Origin of the sequence: Streptomyces sp. NBC_00385 (assembly GCF_035917155.1) — a bacterium.
Classification (GTDB): domain Bacteria; phylum Actinomycetota; class Actinomycetes; order Streptomycetales; family Streptomycetaceae; genus Streptomyces; species Streptomyces poriferorum.
Genome location: NZ_CP107951.1, coordinates 7,882,789 through 7,899,749, shown reverse-complemented (window position 1 = coordinate 7,899,749; position 16,961 = coordinate 7,882,789). Strand labels below are relative to the sequence as shown.

General features: G+C 70.2%; 16 protein-coding genes. 6 read left to right on the top strand and 10 right to left on the bottom strand.

All coding sequences use genetic code 11. The features are described from left to right. Positions 1 to 14: 14 nt before the first annotated feature. Positions 15 to 1,715 carry a SulP family inorganic anion transporter gene (locus OG959_RS35200; protein ID WP_326665042.1) on the bottom strand — a complete coding sequence of 567 codons (1,701 nt, stop codon included), beginning with the start codon at positions 1,713 to 1,715 and terminating at the stop codon, positions 15 to 17. A 78-nt stretch (positions 1,716 to 1,793) separates the two neighbouring features. Beyond that, a complete protein-coding gene (locus OG959_RS35195; RefSeq protein WP_326665040.1) occupies positions 1,794 to 2,279 on the bottom strand; it encodes a DUF1269 domain-containing protein in 486 nt (161 codons plus the stop codon). 242 nt (positions 2,280 to 2,521) lie between these two features. Here OG959_RS35195 and OG959_RS35190 point away from each other — a divergent pair, with 242 nt between their 5' ends. From OG959_RS35190 to OG959_RS35175, 4 genes are read left to right on the top strand one after another with little or no spacing between them, the layout of a single operon-like run. Next, positions 2,522 to 3,199: a GAP family protein gene (locus OG959_RS35190; protein WP_326665038.1), complete on the top strand. Its 678-nt coding sequence runs from the start codon at positions 2,522 to 2,524 to the stop codon at positions 3,197 to 3,199. A gap of 25 nt (positions 3,200 to 3,224) precedes the next feature. Further along, positions 3,225 to 4,688 carry an APC family permease gene (locus tag OG959_RS35185; protein WP_326665036.1) on the top strand — a complete coding sequence of 488 codons (1,464 nt, stop codon included), beginning with the start codon at positions 3,225 to 3,227 and terminating at the stop codon, positions 4,686 to 4,688. After that, positions 4,685 to 5,122, top strand: coding sequence for a hypothetical protein (locus OG959_RS35180; RefSeq protein ID WP_326665034.1), 438 nt, complete (start codon positions 4,685 to 4,687; stop codon positions 5,120 to 5,122). Before OG959_RS35185 ends, OG959_RS35180 begins: the two co-directional genes overlap by 4 nt. 10 nt (positions 5,123 to 5,132) lie before the next feature. Next, positions 5,133 to 6,491 carry a dipeptidase gene (locus OG959_RS35175; protein ID WP_326665032.1) on the top strand — a complete coding sequence of 453 codons (1,359 nt, stop codon included), beginning with the start codon at positions 5,133 to 5,135 and terminating at the stop codon, positions 6,489 to 6,491. A 45-nt stretch (positions 6,492 to 6,536) separates the two neighbouring features. On the opposite strand, the gene phnE is transcribed toward OG959_RS35175, so the two are convergent. The 5 genes from phnE to OG959_RS35150 all read right to left on the bottom strand — a co-directional run bounded on the left by phnE (position 6,537) and on the right by OG959_RS35150 (position 12,620). Then, entirely contained in the window at positions 6,537 to 7,355 is an 819-nt protein-coding gene (phnE, locus tag OG959_RS35170) for a phosphonate ABC transporter, permease protein PhnE (RefSeq protein ID WP_326665030.1), read from the bottom strand. Next, positions 7,352 to 8,065, bottom strand: coding sequence for a phosphonate ABC transporter ATP-binding protein (locus OG959_RS35165; protein ID WP_326665028.1), 714 nt, complete (start codon positions 8,063 to 8,065; stop codon positions 7,352 to 7,354). Before OG959_RS35165 ends, phnE begins: the two co-directional genes overlap by 4 nt. Next, positions 8,065 to 8,973, bottom strand: a complete 909-nt coding sequence (locus tag OG959_RS35160; protein ID WP_326665026.1) for a phosphate/phosphite/phosphonate ABC transporter substrate-binding protein — start codon at positions 8,971 to 8,973, stop codon at positions 8,065 to 8,067. The genes OG959_RS35165 and OG959_RS35160 overlap by 1 nt, the downstream gene beginning before the upstream one ends. 209 nt (positions 8,974 to 9,182) lie before the next feature. Further along, positions 9,183 to 11,306: an alkaline phosphatase D family protein gene (locus OG959_RS35155; RefSeq protein ID WP_326665024.1), complete on the bottom strand. Its 2,124-nt coding sequence runs from the start codon at positions 11,304 to 11,306 to the stop codon at positions 9,183 to 9,185. A gap of 234 nt (positions 11,307 to 11,540) precedes the next feature. Continuing rightward, positions 11,541 to 12,620: a zinc-binding dehydrogenase gene (locus tag OG959_RS35150; protein ID WP_326665022.1), complete on the bottom strand. Its 1,080-nt coding sequence runs from the start codon at positions 12,618 to 12,620 to the stop codon at positions 11,541 to 11,543. Positions 12,621 to 12,921: 301 nt separating this feature from the next. Between OG959_RS35150 and OG959_RS35145 the strand changes: the two genes are divergently transcribed. After that, a complete protein-coding gene (locus OG959_RS35145) occupies positions 12,922 to 13,650 on the top strand; it encodes a GntR family transcriptional regulator (RefSeq protein WP_326665020.1) in 729 nt (242 codons plus the stop codon). A 299-nt stretch (positions 13,651 to 13,949) separates the two neighbouring features. On the opposite strand, the gene OG959_RS38800 is transcribed toward OG959_RS35145, so the two are convergent. Together OG959_RS38800 and OG959_RS35140 are read right to left on the bottom strand one after the other, a co-directional pair. Continuing rightward, positions 13,950 to 14,072 carry a hypothetical protein gene (locus OG959_RS38800; protein ID WP_442805694.1) on the bottom strand — a complete coding sequence of 41 codons (123 nt, stop codon included), beginning with the start codon at positions 14,070 to 14,072 and terminating at the stop codon, positions 13,950 to 13,952. A 155-nt stretch (positions 14,073 to 14,227) separates the two neighbouring features. After that, positions 14,228 to 15,418: an MFS transporter gene (locus OG959_RS35140; RefSeq protein ID WP_326665018.1), complete on the bottom strand. Its 1,191-nt coding sequence runs from the start codon at positions 15,416 to 15,418 to the stop codon at positions 14,228 to 14,230. Positions 15,419 to 15,497: 79 nt separating this feature from the next. Between OG959_RS35140 and OG959_RS35135 the strand changes: the two genes are divergently transcribed. Next, the gene (locus OG959_RS35135) at positions 15,498 to 15,920 is read left to right on the top strand and encodes a MerR family transcriptional regulator (protein ID WP_326665016.1); all 423 of its coding nucleotides are present in this window, start codon (positions 15,498 to 15,500) and stop codon (positions 15,918 to 15,920) included. 290 nt (positions 15,921 to 16,210) lie between these two features. Here the strand turns inward: OG959_RS35135 and OG959_RS35130 are convergent, their stop codons facing one another. Then, positions 16,211 to 16,873: a DUF4230 domain-containing protein gene (locus tag OG959_RS35130; RefSeq protein WP_326665014.1), complete on the bottom strand. Its 663-nt coding sequence runs from the start codon at positions 16,871 to 16,873 to the stop codon at positions 16,211 to 16,213. Between the last annotated feature and the right edge of the window lie 88 nt (positions 16,874 to 16,961).

Here is a 16,961-nt window from a genome sequence, read left to right as displayed (position 1 = left end):
TCGTCAAACCGCCATCACGAAGGCCCGTCGGACGACCGGGCGTCCGTCCAACGACGGGCGTCCTCAAGTGCGGTCGCCAGGGGGCCGAACAGTTCGGGAGCGGCCGGGACGATCCCGTTCTCGCCGAGCCGGTCGGCGATCCCGGTCCGTTCCAGGAGGCGTACGAGCGAGGGGTCGACGCCGCAGAGGATCAGTCGTCCGCCGTGGTCGGCGAGGCCCTTCGCGTACCGGTCGAGGAGTTTGAGCATCGCGGAGGACGGCACGTCGGGGACCGTCCGTACGACGAGGATCAGCACCGCTCCCCGGGCCCCGTCCGTGGCCGGGAGCCGGCTCTCGATCCGGGGCAGTTCGGCGAAGAAGGACGAGCCGGAGTAGTAGAGGACGGTGACCGTGCCGGGGTCCAGGGCGGAGGGCGGCTCGCCGGTCTCCCAGCGGTCCCGGTCCTTGCGTACGAGGGCGAGGAGCCTGGCCTGCCGGGCGGACTGGGCGCAGTACAGCAGCAACGACAGTACGGCTCCGAGGACGATGGCCTGCTGGAGCGGGAGCTGGGTGGTGGCGAGGAAGGTCAGCACCATGGCTCCGGCCGACATCCATGACGTACGCAGGACGAGCAGGATGTCGTGGCGCTTGCCCCAGATGAGTTCGCCGCCCACGACCAGGATCAGACCGCCGATGACCGGCATGGGGATGCGCTCGGCGAGCGAGCCGCACAGCAGCACCACCAGGGCGAGGAAGACGCCGGAGATGATGCCGGCCCACCGGGTGCGGGCACCCGCGGACACCGCGACGCCCGTGCGGGACATCGAACCGCCCGAGGGCAGCGCCTGGAACAGACCTCCGGCGAGGTTGGCGTACCCCTGGGAGCGGAAGTCCCCGTTGATGTCGGAGCGTGAACCGTCCGGGTTGGGCATCGACGGCGCGATTCCGGCCGCCTGGGCGAGGCCGACGAGGGCGACCGAGACCGCGCCCCAGGCCAGGTCGGGGACGGCCGACAGGTCGGGCGCGGTGAAGGAGGGCAGGGCGCCGGGAATCGAGGCGATGTCCTTCACCGTCTCGATGTCCGTGCCCAGCAGGCCCGCGCCCACACTGACCGCGACCATCGCGATGAGCAGCGCGACCGGTTCCAGTCTTCGCACGGCTCGGGCGAGGGCCCAGACGGCGATGGTGGCGAGCGCGGTGAGGGTGGCGGCGAGCTGCCAGTCGGCGATGTGCCACAGCCAGTCGCCGAGCTGGACGAGCCGGTTGTCTCCGTGGGGCTCGTAGCCGGTGGCGTCCTTCAGGACGCCGGTGATGATCTGGAGCGCGATGCCGGTGGAGAAGCCGGTCATGACGGCGTTGGAGACGAAGCTCATCACCGCGCCGAGCCGCAGTACCCCCATGAGCAGCATCACCGCACCGACCATGACCGTCAACAGCGCGATGTTGCCGGCGTCCTTCGGGTCGAGTCCGGCGTCCGACAGCACGCTCTGCGAAGTCAGTGCGATCGCGCTGGTCAGCGTCGTGACCATGAGGACCGTGCGGGACGTCAGTGAGCCGACGATCGCCGGCACCACACCCGCGTACAGACCGGCCACCGGGTTGAATCCGGCGATGGCCGCGTAGGCCATGCCCTCCGGAATCGAGAAGAGCCCGGTCACCGCGCCCGAGCTGACGTCGGAGGGCGTCGGTCTGCCCAGGCGTGCCCTGCGGAGCGGCGCCGTCCACCGTCCGGGCATCTGGCCCACCCCCTTTCCCGGATACGGAGCCCGCCGCGCATCACGGCACGGCGGGCTCACGGACAGCTGGGAGGGAGGTCAGCCGGCGAAGACCTCGCGCAGCTTGGCCTCCTTCTCGCCGTCCAGGTTCGACTGGATCAGTTCGGAGTGGCCGGAGGGGAAGGCGGCCCGGACGCGGTCGACCACGGCGTCCTGCGAGAGGAGGAAGAGCGCCGACGTACCGGGGGTGACCTTCGACTTGACCGAGTCGATGAAGTCGTCGTCGATGCCGACGTCGGCCATCTTCCCGCCGAGCGCGCCGGCGGCGGCACCGACGGCGGCCCCGAGCAGCGGCATGAAGAAGATCAGGCCGAACAGCATGCCCCAGAAGGTGCCCGAGAGCGCTCCGAGACCGGCGAGGTTGCTCAGCTGCTTCGTCTTCGGCTTCGTCGCGTCCGCGGGCCAGCTGACCGTGGCCGCGTCGACCACCTTGATCAGCTCCTGCTTCTGCAACTCCAGGAGGGTGCTCTCGACACCGGCGGCACCTTCGGGCGAGTCGAATTTCCAGACGGTCAGCGTGGCCATGAATCCTCCGCGGGATGCGAGCAGACAAAGACGCCGGTAGGGCGCCGGACACCGACCATTCAAAACTGAACAGACGAACCACGCATCTCAGGAACAGGCGGCATTCCACACCTGGCAGCCCGTTCACTCGTTCGGCTCCCGCCATGGCGCCGCGGCCCGTAATGCCCGTGAGGATCAGCACAACCTCGCACCAACGGCCGTACGGAAGAGGACGGACGACCAGATGACACAAGAGGACGCTCATGGGTGACGCCATCGGTCAGATGCTGACCTCCGCCGTCGGTATCGCCATCAGCCCCCTGCCGCTCATCGCGGTGATCCTCATGCTCGCCACCCCGAAGGGCCGGGCCAACGGCCTGGCGTTCACCGCCGGATGGATCGTCTCCGTCGCGGCCGTGGTCACCGTGGTGGTCCTCGCCGGCTCGGGCGCGGACGCGTCGGGCGACGACGGACCGGCCACCTGGACACTCTGGCTCAAGCTCGCTCTCGGTGTGCTCTTCCTTCTGTTCGCCGCCAAGCAGTGGAAGGACAGACCGCGTGCGGGGCGCGACGCCGCCACACCGGGCTGGATGAAGGCCATCGACACCTTCAGCCCGGGCAAGGCCGGCGGCCTCGCCGTCGTCCTGGTGGTGGCCAACCCGAAGAACCTCGTTCTGGCGGTCGGCGGCGCCGTCTCCATCGCGAGTTCCACCGCCGGCGCGGGCGGCAAGACCGTCGCCGCCGTCCTCATGGTCCTGATCGCCTCGCTCTGCGCACTCGTCCCGCTCGGCGTCTACCTCGCCGGTGGCTCCAAGGCCACGGAGGTGCTCGGCGGGTGGAAGGAATGGATGGCCCGGCACAACAGCGCGATCATGACCACCCTCCTGGTGGTTCTGGGCGTGAAGTACATCGGCGACGCCCTCAGCGGTCTCACCTCCTGACTCTCTCTCCCGAGGAGACCCCTTCATGAGCAGTATGGAAACTTCGGCAGACCTGCCCAGACCGCGCGTGGCCGCGGCCCGGCCGGCGACACCGGCCATGACCTGGGTGACGCTCGCCTTCATGACCACCGCTTCGGTGGCGAGTCTGCGGGCCGCGCCGACCATGGCCGTCTACGGCCTGGCCTGCGTCTTCCTCTACCTCCTGCCCGCGATCCTGTTCCTCCTGCCGACAGCGCTCGTCTCCGCCGAGCTCGCCTCGGGCTGGAGCGGCGGCGTCTACCGGTGGGTGAGCGAGGGGCTGTCGAAACCGCTCGGATTCCTCGCCGTGTGGTGCCAGTTCGCGATGACGATCTTCTACTACCCGAGCCTGCTCGCGTTCGTCGCGTCGACCATCGCGTTCATCATCGACCCGGCACTCGCCTCCAACGGTCCCTACACCGCCATCGTCATCATGGTCCTGTACTGGACCGGCGTCTGGATCTCCTCGCGCGGCACCAAAGCACTCGCAGGGCTGGCCAGTTGGGGCCTGATCATCGGCACGCTGATCCCCGGCACCGTGCTGGTGGTCCTCGGCATGGTCTTCCTCGGCGAGGGCAACGCCTCGGCCGCCCCGATGGACTCGGCGAACCTGCTCCCGCAGTGGACGGGCCTGGCCAGCCTGGTCCTGATCGTCAACAACTTCCTGTCGTACTCGGGCATGGAGATGAACGCCGTCCACGTCTCCTCGCTCAGGAACCCGGCCAAGGAGTACCCGAAGTCGATGTTCCTGGCCATGGGAATGGTGCTGCTGATCTTCATCCTTCCCGCGCTCGCGATCAGCTGGGTCGTCCCCGCAGACCAACTCAGCCTGACGGCGGGCGTGATGCAGGCGTTCGACGCGTTCTTCTCCTTCTTCCACATCGGCTGGCTGACCCCGATCGCCGCCGTCGCCCTCGTGGCCGCCTCGCTCGGCGGCATGCTCACCTGGCTCGCAGGGCCTTCCAAGGGGCTGCTGGAGATCTCCCGCAGCGAGGGGTACCTCCCGCCGTTCCTGCAGAAGCTCAACAAGAACGGCATCCAGCAGAACATCCTCGTCACCCAGGGCATCGTCACCACGATCATCGCCCTCATGTACGCGCTGATCCCGAACGTCTCCAACGTGTACTGGATCTTCTCCACCATCACCACGCAGGTCTACCTCATCGTGTACCTGCTGATGTTCGTGGCCGCGTTGCGGCTCCGGAAGCTGCAGCCCGACCACCCCCGCGGTTACCGGGCACCCGCCCTGGGCCTGCTGTGCGTCGTGGGCTGGCTGGCCTCCGCCGCCGCCCTGCTCATCGGGTTCGTACCCCCGTCCCAGTTCGGCAACGGCAGCACCTGGGCCTATGTCGGCATCATCGGGGGCGGGCTGGTCATCCTCGGCCTGATCGTCCCGTGGGCCTTCCTCAGACTGCGCAAACCCGGCTGGAAGACCGCCGAGGCGGCCACGACGGAGGGCGACGTGTCATGAGCCCCACCCGATTCGCCTCCGAACACAAGTGGATCTACTGGGGCGCCATCGCCCTCCTCCTCGCCCTCGCGATCGTCGGCCTCCTCCGCTACGAGAACGTCTCGACCTCCAGCAAGTCAGCCGCCAAGGCGAACCAGCTCCAGGACGAGCTGGTCGCCGCCGGCTACCCCTCCCCGGACACCGACACCGTCGAGCAGGTGCTCGGCACGGACGGGGGCCCCGTGTGCGAGAAGCCCGGGGGCGCGCTGGCCAAGGCCCTGTGGAAGATCCACCTGTCCAACGGCGCCACCGGCCCCGGCATGCGGCCCGTCATCGCTGACACCAAGGCCGTCGAGGTGGAGCGGATCGTCCTGACGGTCTACTGCCCCGACAAGGTCGATGACTTCGACAAGGCCCTGGACAGCCTCAAGACCGACACGACCGTACGACGCTGAGGGAGCCCCCGTGAGGGACACAGAACTCGCCGCCCGCATCGCCGCACTGATGCCCCGTGCCCGGCACGACCTGGCGGAACTCGTCGCCATCCCCTCCGTCGCCGACCCCCGCCAGTACCCGGCCGAGGAGTGCCGCAGGGCCGCCCGGTGGGTCGCGGAGGCCTTCACCGATGCCGGCCTCCAGGACGTACGCCTCGTGGAGACCCCGGACGGCAGCCAGGCCGTACTCGGACACCGTCCGCCGCCGCCCGGAGCGCCGACCGTGCTCCTCTACTGCCACTACGACGTGCAGCCCCCGCTCGACGAGGACGCCTGGCGTACCCCGCCCTTCCGGCTGACCGAGCGCGACGGACGCTGGTACGGCCGCGGCGCCGCCGACTGCAAGGGCAACATCGTCATGCACCTCACCGCCCTGCGCGCCCTCGGCGACGACCTGCCCGTCGGGATCGGGTTCGTCGCCGAGGGATCCGAGGAACAGGGCACGGGAGGCCTCGAACAGTACGTCGCCCAGCACCCCGAGGAGTTCCGGGCCGACGCACTCCTGGTCTGCGACACGGGCAACGCCGCCGTCGGCACCGGTACCGCGACCATCTCCCTGCGCGGGCTGGCGAACGTCGTCGTCACCGTGGAGACCCTGAAGGGCGAGATCCACTCCGGTATGTTCGGCGGCCCCGCCCCCGACGCCCTCGCCGCGCTCATCCAGACGCTCTCGACGCTGCGCGATCCCGGGACCGGCGCCACCCGCGTCGACGGCCTGGGCTGCCGGGGCGCCTGGGACGGAGTCGGCTACGACGAGGAACAGTTCCGCAGCGACGCAGGCGTCCTCGACGAGGTCCGGCTCACCGGCACCGGCAGCGTCGCCGACCGGCTCTGGGCCCGTCCGGCGGTCACCGTCCTCGGCATCGACTGCCCGCCCGTCGTCGGCTCCTCCGCCTCCATCCCGCCGTCCGCCCGCGCCCGCGTCTCCCTGCGCGTCCCGCCCGGGACCGACGCCGGGACCGCCGTGGCCGCGCTGACCGCCCATCTCCGCGCGGCCGCTCCCTGGGGCGCCCGGGTCACCGTCGAGACCGAGAGCGCCGGTTCCGCCTTCCACGCCGCCACCGACGGGCCCGCGTACGCGACCCTCGACCGGGCCATGACCGAGGTCTACGGCACGCCCATGGCGTACCTCGGGCAGGGCGGCTCCATCCCGCTGTGCAACGTCCTCGCCGAACAGTTCCCGCACGCCGAGATCATCCTCATGGGCGTCGAGGAACCGCGGTGCCTCATCCACGCCCCCAACGAGAGCGTCGACCCGGCCGAGATCGAGCACATGGCCCACGTCGAAGCCCTGTTCCTCCGTCACTACGGAGCCACCCGGGACCAGTGACCACGGCTCCCGGTGCGGGGCGGGCCGCCGCACCGGGAGCCGTCCTCAGGCCAGGCGCAGCCGCACCAGGGCCGACAGGCGGTCGACGGCCACGATCAGGACCAGCACCACCAGGATGTGCGTCAGCATCTCGTCGAACTGGAACAGTTTGATCGACTGGTTGATCAGGAACCCGATGCCGCCCGCGCCGACCAGGCCGAGCACCAGCGAGGACCGGACGTTGACGTCGAGCCGGTACAGCAGCAGCCCGATCATCTGAGGGGTCACGGTCGGCAGCAGGGCATGCGCGGCCACCTGGATCCGGCCCGCTCCCGCCGAGCGCAGGGCCTGTACGGGGCCGGGATCGGCATCCTCCAGCGCCTCCGCCCACAACTTGCCCATCACACCGACGTTGTGGAGCAGCAACGCCAGCACGCCCGGGAACGGGCCGAGACCGACGGCGGTGACGAAGATCAGGGCGAAGACCACGTCGGGCACGGCGCGCAGGAACGACAGCAGGGAGCGCGCCGCCTGGTAGACGCCTGCCGAGGGGGCGGTACCGCGCGCCGCGAGCAGGGCCAGGAGAAGCGAGAACGGGACGGACAGAGTGGTGCCGAGCAGCCCGATCCACAGGGTGACGAGGGCGCCGTTGAGGCTGGGTTCCAGTACGTCCCAGCTCAGGTCCGGCGGGATCGCGTCAGCCAGGAAGTCCGCGATGCCGCCCCAGCCCTCGGCCAGCGCGCCGAAGGACATGTCGGTGGTGTTCCACGCGATGACGTGGACGGCGAGCACCACGGCGGCGAGCACGGCTGCGAGAGCGGTGGCCCGCGGCCGGGCGGGCTTGGCGGGGACGGGAAGCCTCCGCACCTCATCGAGATCGATCATGAGACGGCCTCCATGACCGCGGGCCGGTAGAGGGCATCGACGTCCTGGCCGGGCGGGCCGTCGAGGATCACGCGGCCGCCCCGCAGGCCGACCACGCGGTCGGCGTGCCGCGCGGCGAGCGAGGGCTGGTGCAGGACCGCCAGGACGGCGAGGCCCGCGTCGTGGGCGAGTTCGGCGAGCAGCGCGAGCACCTGCTCGGACGCGGCCGGGTCCAGCGCGGACACCGGTTCGTCGGCCAGCAGGACGCGGGGGCGCTGGCACAGGGCACGGGCCACCGCGACGCGCTGCTGCTGGCCGCCGGAGAGCCGGCCGGCACGTTCGTGCGCACGGTCGGCGAGTCCCACCCGGTCCAGGCAGGCCATCGCCTCCTCGCGCAGGGCGCGCGGGAACAGGGCGGGAACCAGCGAGTGGCGCAGCGACAGCCGGCCGAGGGCGCCGGCGCACACGTTCTCCAGGACGCTGCGCCGGCGCACGAGGTGGATGTGCTGGAAGACCACGGCGATGTCCAGCGGCCCGCACGGCTTCCCGTCGATGCCGACGCTGCCCGCCGCCATCGGTTCCAGACCGGCCGCGGCGCGCAACAGGGTCGACTTGCCGGAGCCGTTGGCCCCGAGCACGGCGAGCAGTTCGCCCCGGGCGACGTCGACGTCCACCCCGTGCAGCACCTGCCGCTCTCCGTACCGCACGGTGATCCCGGACAGGGCGAGCATCAGACGTCCTTCTCGGTCAGGTTCAGGGTGGCGGCGAGGTCGAACAGCGGCTGGTATGTCGACTTGTCCACGGCGACCAGCGGCGCGGGCGGGTCGACGTCGAGGAGGGCGCCGATCTCGCCGACCTTGTCCGGCGGCAGCTTCAGCAGGGCGTCGGTGACGGCCTTCTTGAACGCGGCGTCGAGGTCTCCACGGACGGTGATCGGGTCGTTGGGGATCGGGTCGGAGCTCCACACCTTGCGGAACCCGGCCGGGTCGAAGGTGCCGGCGGCGGTGGCGCTCGCCAGTTGCTGGGAGTTGATCTCGGCTGCGTCGACCGTTCCCTTGGCGAGGGCCAGCAGCGCCTCCGGGTGACCGCCGGCGTAGTTGACCTTGACGTCGTCCTTCTTCAGGCCGGCGTCGAGCATCGCCTGACGGGGCAGGGCGTCGCCGGAGGTGGATCCGACGGAGGCCAGGGCGAGGGAGTGACCCTTGAGACCGGCGACCGACGTGACGGCGGAGTCCTTCGGCACCCAGATGCCGGCGGTGTAGCTGGACACCTTGCCCGTGCCGTCCCCGAACGAGGCGACGGCCTCCGCCTTGGCCCGCCCGCTGGCGAAGACGTAACCGAGGGGACCGAACATGGCTATGTCGAGCTTGCCGTTCTCCATGGCGAGAACCTCGGCGGAGTAGTCCTCGGTGATGGTCAGCTCCACCTCGCAGTCCAGGCTCTCGCCAAGGGCGTCGGCGAGGACCTCGGCGGCCGGGGTGAGCTTGGCGGGGTCCTCGAAGGGCTCCACACCGAAGCGGACCTTGCCGCCGGGGCAGGTGGCGGACTCGGCGGCGTCCGAACTGCCGCCGCAGGCGGTCAGGGACAGCGCCGCGACGACGGCGAGCGCGGTGGCAAGGGTGAAAGGACGGACGGACACGGTGAACTCCGGGTTCGGGGGCAGCACGGGGGAAATGACGCGGCAGGCGGTACGAACGGGGTGGGGGGACTCGCTCGCCGGGGCGGCTGTGGCCAACGTGTCAGGCACAGCCGCCCCGGTCAACGCTTGTATGGACAGGTCGCCAACTGTTCATCTGTGAGTCGGCAACGGGTCGTCCGGCCGGGAGAAGGAGGCGGGACGACGGGGGTTCAGCGGTGGCCGGAGGGCCTGGGGTAGGAGGTGTGACCGAGTTCGCCCGCGGTGCGGGTCACCTCGAAGAGGCGCTCGCCGTCGCGGTTGATCCAGGTGGCCGTGAGGGTCGGCATGTCGAGCGTCGTATCGGCGACCAGCTTGAGGAAGACGTGCGGCTCGACGGCACTGTGCACCAGGTGGGGGCTGGGCACGTTGAGACTCGGGATGGTGCTGTCGTGCAGGGGGCTGACGATGAACTGCCACAGGTCGTAGCCCACACGGGGGCCGTAGCTCAGCGCCCTGGAGACATGGATGTCGCCGCCGATCAGGAAGCAGCCCGGAATCCGCTCCTGCGCGATGAAGTCGTAGATCGCCTCCCGCTCGTAGGAGTAGGTGGCCCAGTCGTCCTTCTCGGCGTTCTGCTTGTCGTCCCAGATCATGCCGGTGGCGATGGCCTTGAACGGAGCCGTGCTCCTGCGGAGCCTCTTGCGGAGCCAGTCCCACTGCACCGTGCCCAGACAGGTCAGCTGGGTGCTGTCGGCCCAGCTCGGCGCGGTGCGGCTGAACCAGCGCGGGTCGAGCAGGAAGACCTCGATCGGGCCACGACGGAAGGATGTATAGACACCCTCACCGTCCGTTCGCCGGGTGAGGATGTTCCCGTCCGCGGTCTGCCCGAAGGTGGGGTTGGCGCGGTAGTTGACGAAGGCCGTGCGGTTCTGGCGCTTGCTCTTGTAGTCGCCGTGGAAGTCGTTGCCCCCGAAGTCGTGGTCGTCCCAGGTGGCCCAGACGGGCATGGAGCTGATCATCCGGGAGATCTCGGGCTGGACCAGGAACGTACGGTGCTTCTGCCGTGCCACCGCGAGGTCGGCGCTGTCGACGTACGGGGTGTCCCCCAGCATGACGAAGCTGTCGCAGCCCTCCTCCATGATCTTCGTCCACACGTGGTCGGGGACCGACGATCCGCACGAGCCCATCCCCATGGTGACGACGGACGGCTTGTCCGGCGGGGGCGAGGTGGTGAACGAGCCGGTCATCGGCGTGAAGCCGGCCGCCTCCTTGACCGGGGTCAGGACGAACTCGTACGCCGTGTCCGGGGCAAGACCCCGCAGTTGGGCGATGAGCGTGTGGTCGTTCTCGGGCTCGACTCGGGTGGTGACGGTGCGCCAGGCTCTGTCGCCGTGCCGGCCGAGCTTCCGGTACGCGCAGTTCCAGCGGGCGTGCAGCGAGGGGTCCAGGCCGGGGCGGGCCCAGATGCGGGCGCTGCCGGCTTCGGTATGGCCGACCATGGGCCCGACCGGCTGCTCCGGCGGCATCGGCGTCGGGACGACGGCGGGTGCGGTACCGGTACGCACCGACGCGACGTACTCGGACAGCGCGGCGAAGAACGCCGCGCTGTCCGCCACCGCCTCGGCCGGCTGGACCGCCGCACCGGCACTGTTACGGATCTTGTCCAGGGTCAGGCTGGTCACGAGGAACCGTCCCGCGCCGAACTGGCCCTCCAGGAGTGCGGGCGGAAACCCGGAGGCGGCGCACGCCATCAGCACCCGCATCGAACTCCACCGCTGGACCGTCTCGTAGCTCACCCGCGGACTGGCGTTCCGGCCGGTGAACAGCCGGCCGTTGCTGACACGCTGGCCCTTGACGAGCGGATGGCCGGCATCGACCGGGTAGACCGTGTCGTAGTCGGCGTCCGTCCGCACGGCGGACACACCGGTCGGCAGATAGGCCACCGAGGCGCCGTACTGGTCGGACTGCGCCAGATCCAGGACGACCCCGCGGCCCGCGACGAACCGCCGCAGGGATTCGGCCTGGTCGGCCACGTACTCGACGTAGTCACCGCTGTTGTTCGTGAACGTGCCGAAGGCGATCAGGTCGACCGGCCGCGGCTGTTCGTCGGCCGGGAGCGCCAGATCGAGCGGAACGACCTCGAAGCCGGCCTGCCCCAGCAGTTCGGCCAGTCCCAGGGCCTTGATCCAGGGGTCTTCGTACTCCAGGACGGCGGCGCGCAGCGGGGCTTCGGCACTCCGTGCGGCGCCCGGCGCGGCGCCTGCGGCGAACGCCGGTGCGGCGGCACCGACCGTGAGAGCGGCCGCGACGCCGCCGGTCAGTATCTTCCGTCTGTCCATGCCGTTGTCCGGCATCTCTTCTCCTTCGGAACGCGGCCTTCGGTCCGCCCTGCGCGGATACGAGGACCGAATGGTGAGGGGCCCGGCTGAGGGCACGTATGCAGACGCTGGCAGAGTGCGCGACGAAGGACAATGACTTGTATCTACAAGTCACTCCGAGTTCATGCATGTCTCCGGGGCGGCACACGGTGTTCACCCACCCCCGGAGCACGTTCTCCGCGCCCGGCTGCCTCGCGGGCAGGGCAGGGGTCAGCCCAGAGCCGGCAGAACGGCCTGCCGCGGGGCATCCGCCCCCTGGGCGGCCCGCACGGCCGCACCGAGATCGCCCAGCGCGTACGCCCCTTCCACCAGGCCGGCGAAGGGGTGCGCGGCATGACGGGCGGCAAGGAACGCGACGGCCGACTGGAGGTCCGCGGGACGGTAGTTGTGCACACCGGTGACCGTGCGCAGCCCCCGTACCAGCCACTCGGGGTCTACGGGCACGGCGTCCGCGGGAGAGACCGAGCCCGCCAGCACGGCGACGCCCCCGACATCGAGGGCCGACAGGCACGCCGCCACACCCTCCGTACGCCCCGACAGCTCCAGAGCGACGTCGAAGAGGCCGGGAGGTTCGTTCACGTCCCGCACCCGGGCGGCTCCGAACTGTCCGGCCCGCACCCGCCGGGCCGGGGACGGATCGACAGCGGTCACACGGGCGCCCCCCAGGGCGGCCATCGCCACCGCGGTCAGACCGAGCATGCCCGCCCCGGTGACCAGCACCTCACGCCCTTCCAGTGGACCGGCGGCGGCCAGGACGGCGGCGACGGTGGCGGTGGCGCAGGAGGCCGGGGCGGCGACCGCGTCGGGCAGCCCGTCGGGTACGGCGACGATGGCGGTCCCCGGCAGCAGCAGGCAGTGGGTGGCGAACCCGCCGGTCAGGGGGGCCCGTTCGTCGAGCGGCTCGTGCCCGTACTTGCGCAGACCCTGGCACTTCTGCGGGTTGCCGCGCAGACAGCGCCGGCAGGTTCCGCAGGAGGCGGTGACCGACCACACCACGCGCAGCCCCGGCACCACCGGCGTGCCGTCCACGCACGAGGGCGCCCCGGGCCCCACCGCCAGCACGGTCCCCACCTGTTCGTGTCCCAGCACCGCGGGGACCGGGGACGGCCGCCGCCCGTGCACGGTGTGCAGGTCGCTGCCGCACACGGTGGCCAGATCGATGCGCACGAGCACCTCCCCCGCTCCGGGCGACCGCGGGGTCGTGGCGGTCACCAACGTGAAGGGCCGGTCGACCCCGTCCCAGCGGGCGTAGCGAACGGCGACGAGTTCATCGGAGGCGGTCCCAGACATGGCGTCAAACCCAATCCGTCATGATTGCTTGCATACGAGTAAGCAACATGTATAGACATCTCTGAGCGGCCGGGACGAAACTCTGGGTGAACAGCGGATGCAGAATCGCTCTTCGGCCCGGCCCGCAGGGCCGTCCCTGCCGTCTGCCGCCCCCGCCCCTCCGGCCGAACAGCACGTGCGAGGCGGGCAGTTGGTGTCGGTTCCGCCCGAAGCGCACCGGCACGGAAGCGCCGGGGCGGACCGCGCGGCCAGGTGACCGACGGCCGGAGGCTCATCGAGAGGCATCTGTAGAGTCAAGTCCATGGCAACACCTCTGCACCGGACCATCGCAGCCGAACTCCGCCACCGGGTTCGTTCCGGGAACCTCCAGGTCGGCGAGTCGTTGCCGTCCGAATCCCAGTTGTGCGAGGAGTTCTCGGCATCACGAGGCCCGGTCCGGCAGGCGCTCGCCACCCTGCGCGACGAGGGGCTCATCGGCGGCGGCCAGGGCAAGCGGACGGTGGTGCTGGACACGGTCCCCACCCAGCCGTTCGAGTCCTTCCTGTCCTTCACCCACCGTGCGGAACTGACCGGACACACCCCCGGCCAGAGACTGCAGGAGATCGCCCTGCGGCGCCCCGAACCGGAGATCGCCGCCGCGCTGGAGATCAACGCGGACGACCTCGCGGTCCAGCTCATCAGGCTGCGCCTGCTCGACGGACGCCCGGCGATGCTGGAACGCATGACGTACGTCGAGTCGGTCGGCCGCCCGTTGATCTCCGCCGATCTGGACGCCGGCTCCATCTACGCCCTGCTCACCGAGCAGGGCGTGGACCTGCACTCGGCCCGGCACACGTTCGACGCCGTACCCGCCAACAGCCTGGACGCAGAGCTCCTGGACGTCCCCGAGGGCTACCCGCTCCTGAGGGAACGACGCCTGACGACCGATTCCCACGGCACCCCCGTCGAATGGTCCGAGGACCGCTACCGCTCGGACACCGCGACGGTGACGGTGACCAACACCCGCAGCTCCCGCAGCGCCATGCTCTGAGCGCGACGGGCCGTTTCCCGTGCGGAGGGACCTCGGCCGTCGTACTCGGCGCACCGGCGGCGAATGCTCTCGACGCTGCTGGGCGCGCTGGAGCTGAAGTGCAACAACACCTCCTACGTGGTCTCCTCCGGTGATTGCTGCGCGGTTCAGGGCCTGCAGCGCCGATACTCCGGCCAGCGGCAGCGCTGCGGCATCCGCCAGCGGAAGTGTGGTTGGTGCGGCCGCCAGCAGCCGGGCGGGCAGAGCGACTTGCTCGGCCCAGGTACCGCGGCCGGTGGCGATCTGTGCGGACATGGCGATCACCTGGTCCCCGGGGCGGTAGCGCCGGGGTGGTCGGCGGCGGTGACGACTCCGGCCGGATCCCACCCCAGGGTGGCGGGGAGTTCGGGCCCGATCTCCCCTGCGCGGGCTTTCCGGCCCACCGGGTTCAGACTGCTGGCGACGGTACGGATCAGTACTTCGCCGGCTCCTGGAGTGGGCTGGGGGGCCTCCCGGACGGACAGGACTTCGGGCCCGCCATGCGCGCGATCCGGATCGCGCGCATGGCGACCTCCTTGACGAGGCGGGTGGACGGGAATCAGGCGGCGATCGGAGCTTCGTGTTCGGCATCGTTCGCCGACGTCCGTGTCCGGGGCAGGACGAGATAGGTGAGGGCCAATCCGATCAGGCTCAGCACCGCGCCCGCCAGGCCGGTCCACCGCAGAGCGCCGGCGGCGACGATCGCGCCGCCGATGACCGAGCCCGCTGCGGCCCCGAGGTTGAAGGCGCCCACGTTGACGGAGACCGCCAAATTGGGGGCGGCGCCCGCGTGGTGCAGGATCAGTCCCTGCAGCGGGGCGATGGTCGCGGTGGCGAGCAGGCCGAGTACCAGGACCGCGGCCACCGCGGTGGGCTGCCACACCACGGCGAACGGGACGAGCAGGAGCGTCCCGGCCAGCCCGCCGAAGACCCCGCGTACGGTGGCGCTCATCGACTTGTCGGTCAGCTTTCCGGCTGTGAGGTTGCCGAGGAAGCTGCCCGCGCCGTAGGCGAGCAGCAGACCGGAGACCGCCGTGGCGGAGAAGCCGGAGACGCGGGTCAGCAGCGGGCCGATGTAGGTGAACACCGTGGCGACGCCGGAGAAGCCCACTGCGGTGGTGGCGATGGCGAGCATGACCGGCCGGCGTGCCACCACGCGTATCTCGTCGCGCAGTCGCGTGGACGGTGCCTCCTGCCGGGGCAGTACGGCGACAAGCAGCATGGTGCCCACCAGGGACAGAACGGTCAGCACGGCGAACGGAGCCCGCCATCCGGCGCCCTGCCCGAGCAGTGCCCCCAGGGGTACTCCGAGGAGCGTGGCCACGGTGAATCCGGAGGCGACGGTGGCGATGGCCGAGCCCGTTTTCTCGGCCGGGACCACCCGGGCCGCCGTCACCAGCGCCAGGGCCAGGAACGCGGCGTGACTGAGCGAGGAGACCACGCGGCCCACCAGGAGCAGGCCGAACGACGGGGCCACGGAGCTGATCGCACTGCCCGACGCGAACAGCAGCATCAGGCCGATGGCGAGCCCCTTGCGCGGCAGACGCGAGGTCAGCAGGGCCATGAGTGGCCCTCCGATCACGACTCCGAGCGCGTACGCGGTCACCGCTTGTCCGGCGGTGCCCACAGAGACATCCAGATCAGCGCCGACCTGGGGCAACAGCCCGGCGATCAGGTACTCCGAAGTACCCACGACAAAGACGCTCGCGCACAACGCGGCGAGCGTCGCGAAACCCTTGTTCACCTTCATGCCGCAGACGTTAAAGTCTCACATCGGTATGAGAGTCAAGTCGAACGGGCAAAGTCCGCGCGACCATCAGGAGGTCCATGTGCGCATCGGTGAGCTGTCCCGGCGGACCGGCGTGGCCGTGCACCTGCTGCGCTACTACGAGGAACAGGGTCTGCTCCACCCGCAGCGGCGCCCCAGCGGATACCGGGAGTACGTCGAAGAGGACGTTGCCATCGTCCGCCGCATCCGCAGCCTGCTGGCCGCGGGCCTGGGCACCTCAACGATCACCACAGTCCTGCCGTGCCTGCGGGACACCGGCGACCGCCTCGTCCCCACCTGCTCGGACTTGCTCGCCGACCTCCACCAGGAGCGCGACCGCATCGCTCGGGTCATCAGCGACCTTCAGACCTCCATGGACGCACTCAATGACGTCATCGCTGCGGCCCCGGCCGACGTCACCCGCCGGGCACTGGCCTCATTCGACACTCGTTCCCACTCAGAAGTGGAAGCAGGCACGTTCTGAGAAATACAGCATCCGGGGTCATGACGGGTCCTCAAACCGCACCCACGACTACAGCGGTCCAGGACGCCTGCTGTTCGGGTCCTTCGCCGCGATGGCCGAGCACGAGAAGACCCAGGCCTACCCGGAGGCCATCGAGACGGCGCACGCCGACTTCGCCGCCCTCCAGCAGCGCGACCGCAGCCCCGCGTAGTTGCCCAGCACTACATGACGGGTGGCGGCAGCTGCACGGGAACGCGGCCAGGAAGTCGGGCTGACGGTTCCGGCAGCCCGACGCGCCGGGAAACCTGCCGTCAGGTCCCGTAGGTGATCTGCACGTCCTTGAAGCCCAGGGAGTGCAGGAGGCCCTCCAGCATCCTGGTGGTGTTGGCCTCGGCCCTCGTGGTCAGTCCGCTCTCCTTGGCCGCGTCGCCGATGTGTGAGACCGCGAGCTTCTGTACGGCGTGTTCGCTGTTGGGGTTGTCCGAGAACACGTCTCCGAGGCGGTCGAGCAGGCCGCGTTGTTTGGAGACGGCGTAGGAGTGGTCGGCGTCCAGGGCGGGCTTGCCGAGCTGCGCGTGCGGGAGCCGCAGGGTGGCAGACGTGCGGTCGTCGTTCACAGTCACACCGTTCCCGCCGACGTTGCCGAGGTCGACGTACGCCTCCACCGTGCCCGCACCCACGTAGAGCGTGCGGGAGCCGCGTACGGCGTCCGGCAGATACTTGGCGTCCTTCTCCAGGTCGACGACCACCTGGAAGTTTCCGGAGGCGGCGTCGAAACGGCTCATGTCCTTGATGGACTTGAGGACAGCGGGGCCCGAGCGGTCGGTCGTCTCGGTACCGAACAGATCCTTGATGCCCGGCAGTACGGCCAGCCTGATCCCGGCGAACAGCACCGCCATCACCAGCACGAAGGCGGTCACCACCTTCGCCCAGGCGGGCATGCGTCCGGGAAGACGTCTGAGGGGAGTCGTCATCCGATGGCCCTCCTTTCCTGTACTCCGGATGCCCCCGGAAACCCTTACGAGACAGGTGAGTTGAGGAACATACGAAGAAGCACGCGGA

Coding starts and splice junctions, on each gene's coding strand:
- phnE (WP_326665030.1), bottom strand. CDS start 7,355: ATGATCGATCTCGATGAGGTGCGGAGGCTTCCCGTCCCCGCCAAGCCC.
- OG959_RS35140 (WP_326665018.1), bottom strand. CDS start 15,418: ATGAAGGTGAACAAGGGTTTCGCGACGCTCGCCGCGTTGTGCGCGAGC.
- OG959_RS35195 (WP_326665040.1), bottom strand. CDS start 2,279: ATGGCCACGCTGACCGTCTGGAAATTCGACTCGCCCGAAGGTGCCGCC.
- OG959_RS35165 (WP_326665028.1), bottom strand. CDS start 8,065: ATGCTCGCCCTGTCCGGGATCACCGTGCGGTACGGAGAGCGGCAGGTG.
- OG959_RS35155 (WP_326665024.1), bottom strand. CDS start 11,306: ATGCCGGACAACGGCATGGACAGACGGAAGATACTGACCGGCGGCGTC.
- OG959_RS35185 (WP_326665036.1), top strand. CDS start 3,225: ATGAGCAGTATGGAAACTTCGGCAGACCTGCCCAGACCGCGCGTGGCC.
- OG959_RS35200 (WP_326665042.1), bottom strand. CDS start 1,715: ATGCCCGGACGGTGGACGGCGCCGCTCCGCAGGGCACGCCTGGGCAGA.
- OG959_RS35190 (WP_326665038.1), top strand. CDS start 2,522: ATGGGTGACGCCATCGGTCAGATGCTGACCTCCGCCGTCGGTATCGCC.
- OG959_RS35180 (WP_326665034.1), top strand. CDS start 4,685: ATGAGCCCCACCCGATTCGCCTCCGAACACAAGTGGATCTACTGGGGC.
- OG959_RS35145 (WP_326665020.1), top strand. CDS start 12,922: ATGGCAACACCTCTGCACCGGACCATCGCAGCCGAACTCCGCCACCGG.
- OG959_RS35150 (WP_326665022.1), bottom strand. CDS start 12,620: ATGTCTGGGACCGCCTCCGATGAACTCGTCGCCGTTCGCTACGCCCGC.
- OG959_RS35130 (WP_326665014.1), bottom strand. CDS start 16,873: ATGACGACTCCCCTCAGACGTCTTCCCGGACGCATGCCCGCCTGGGCG.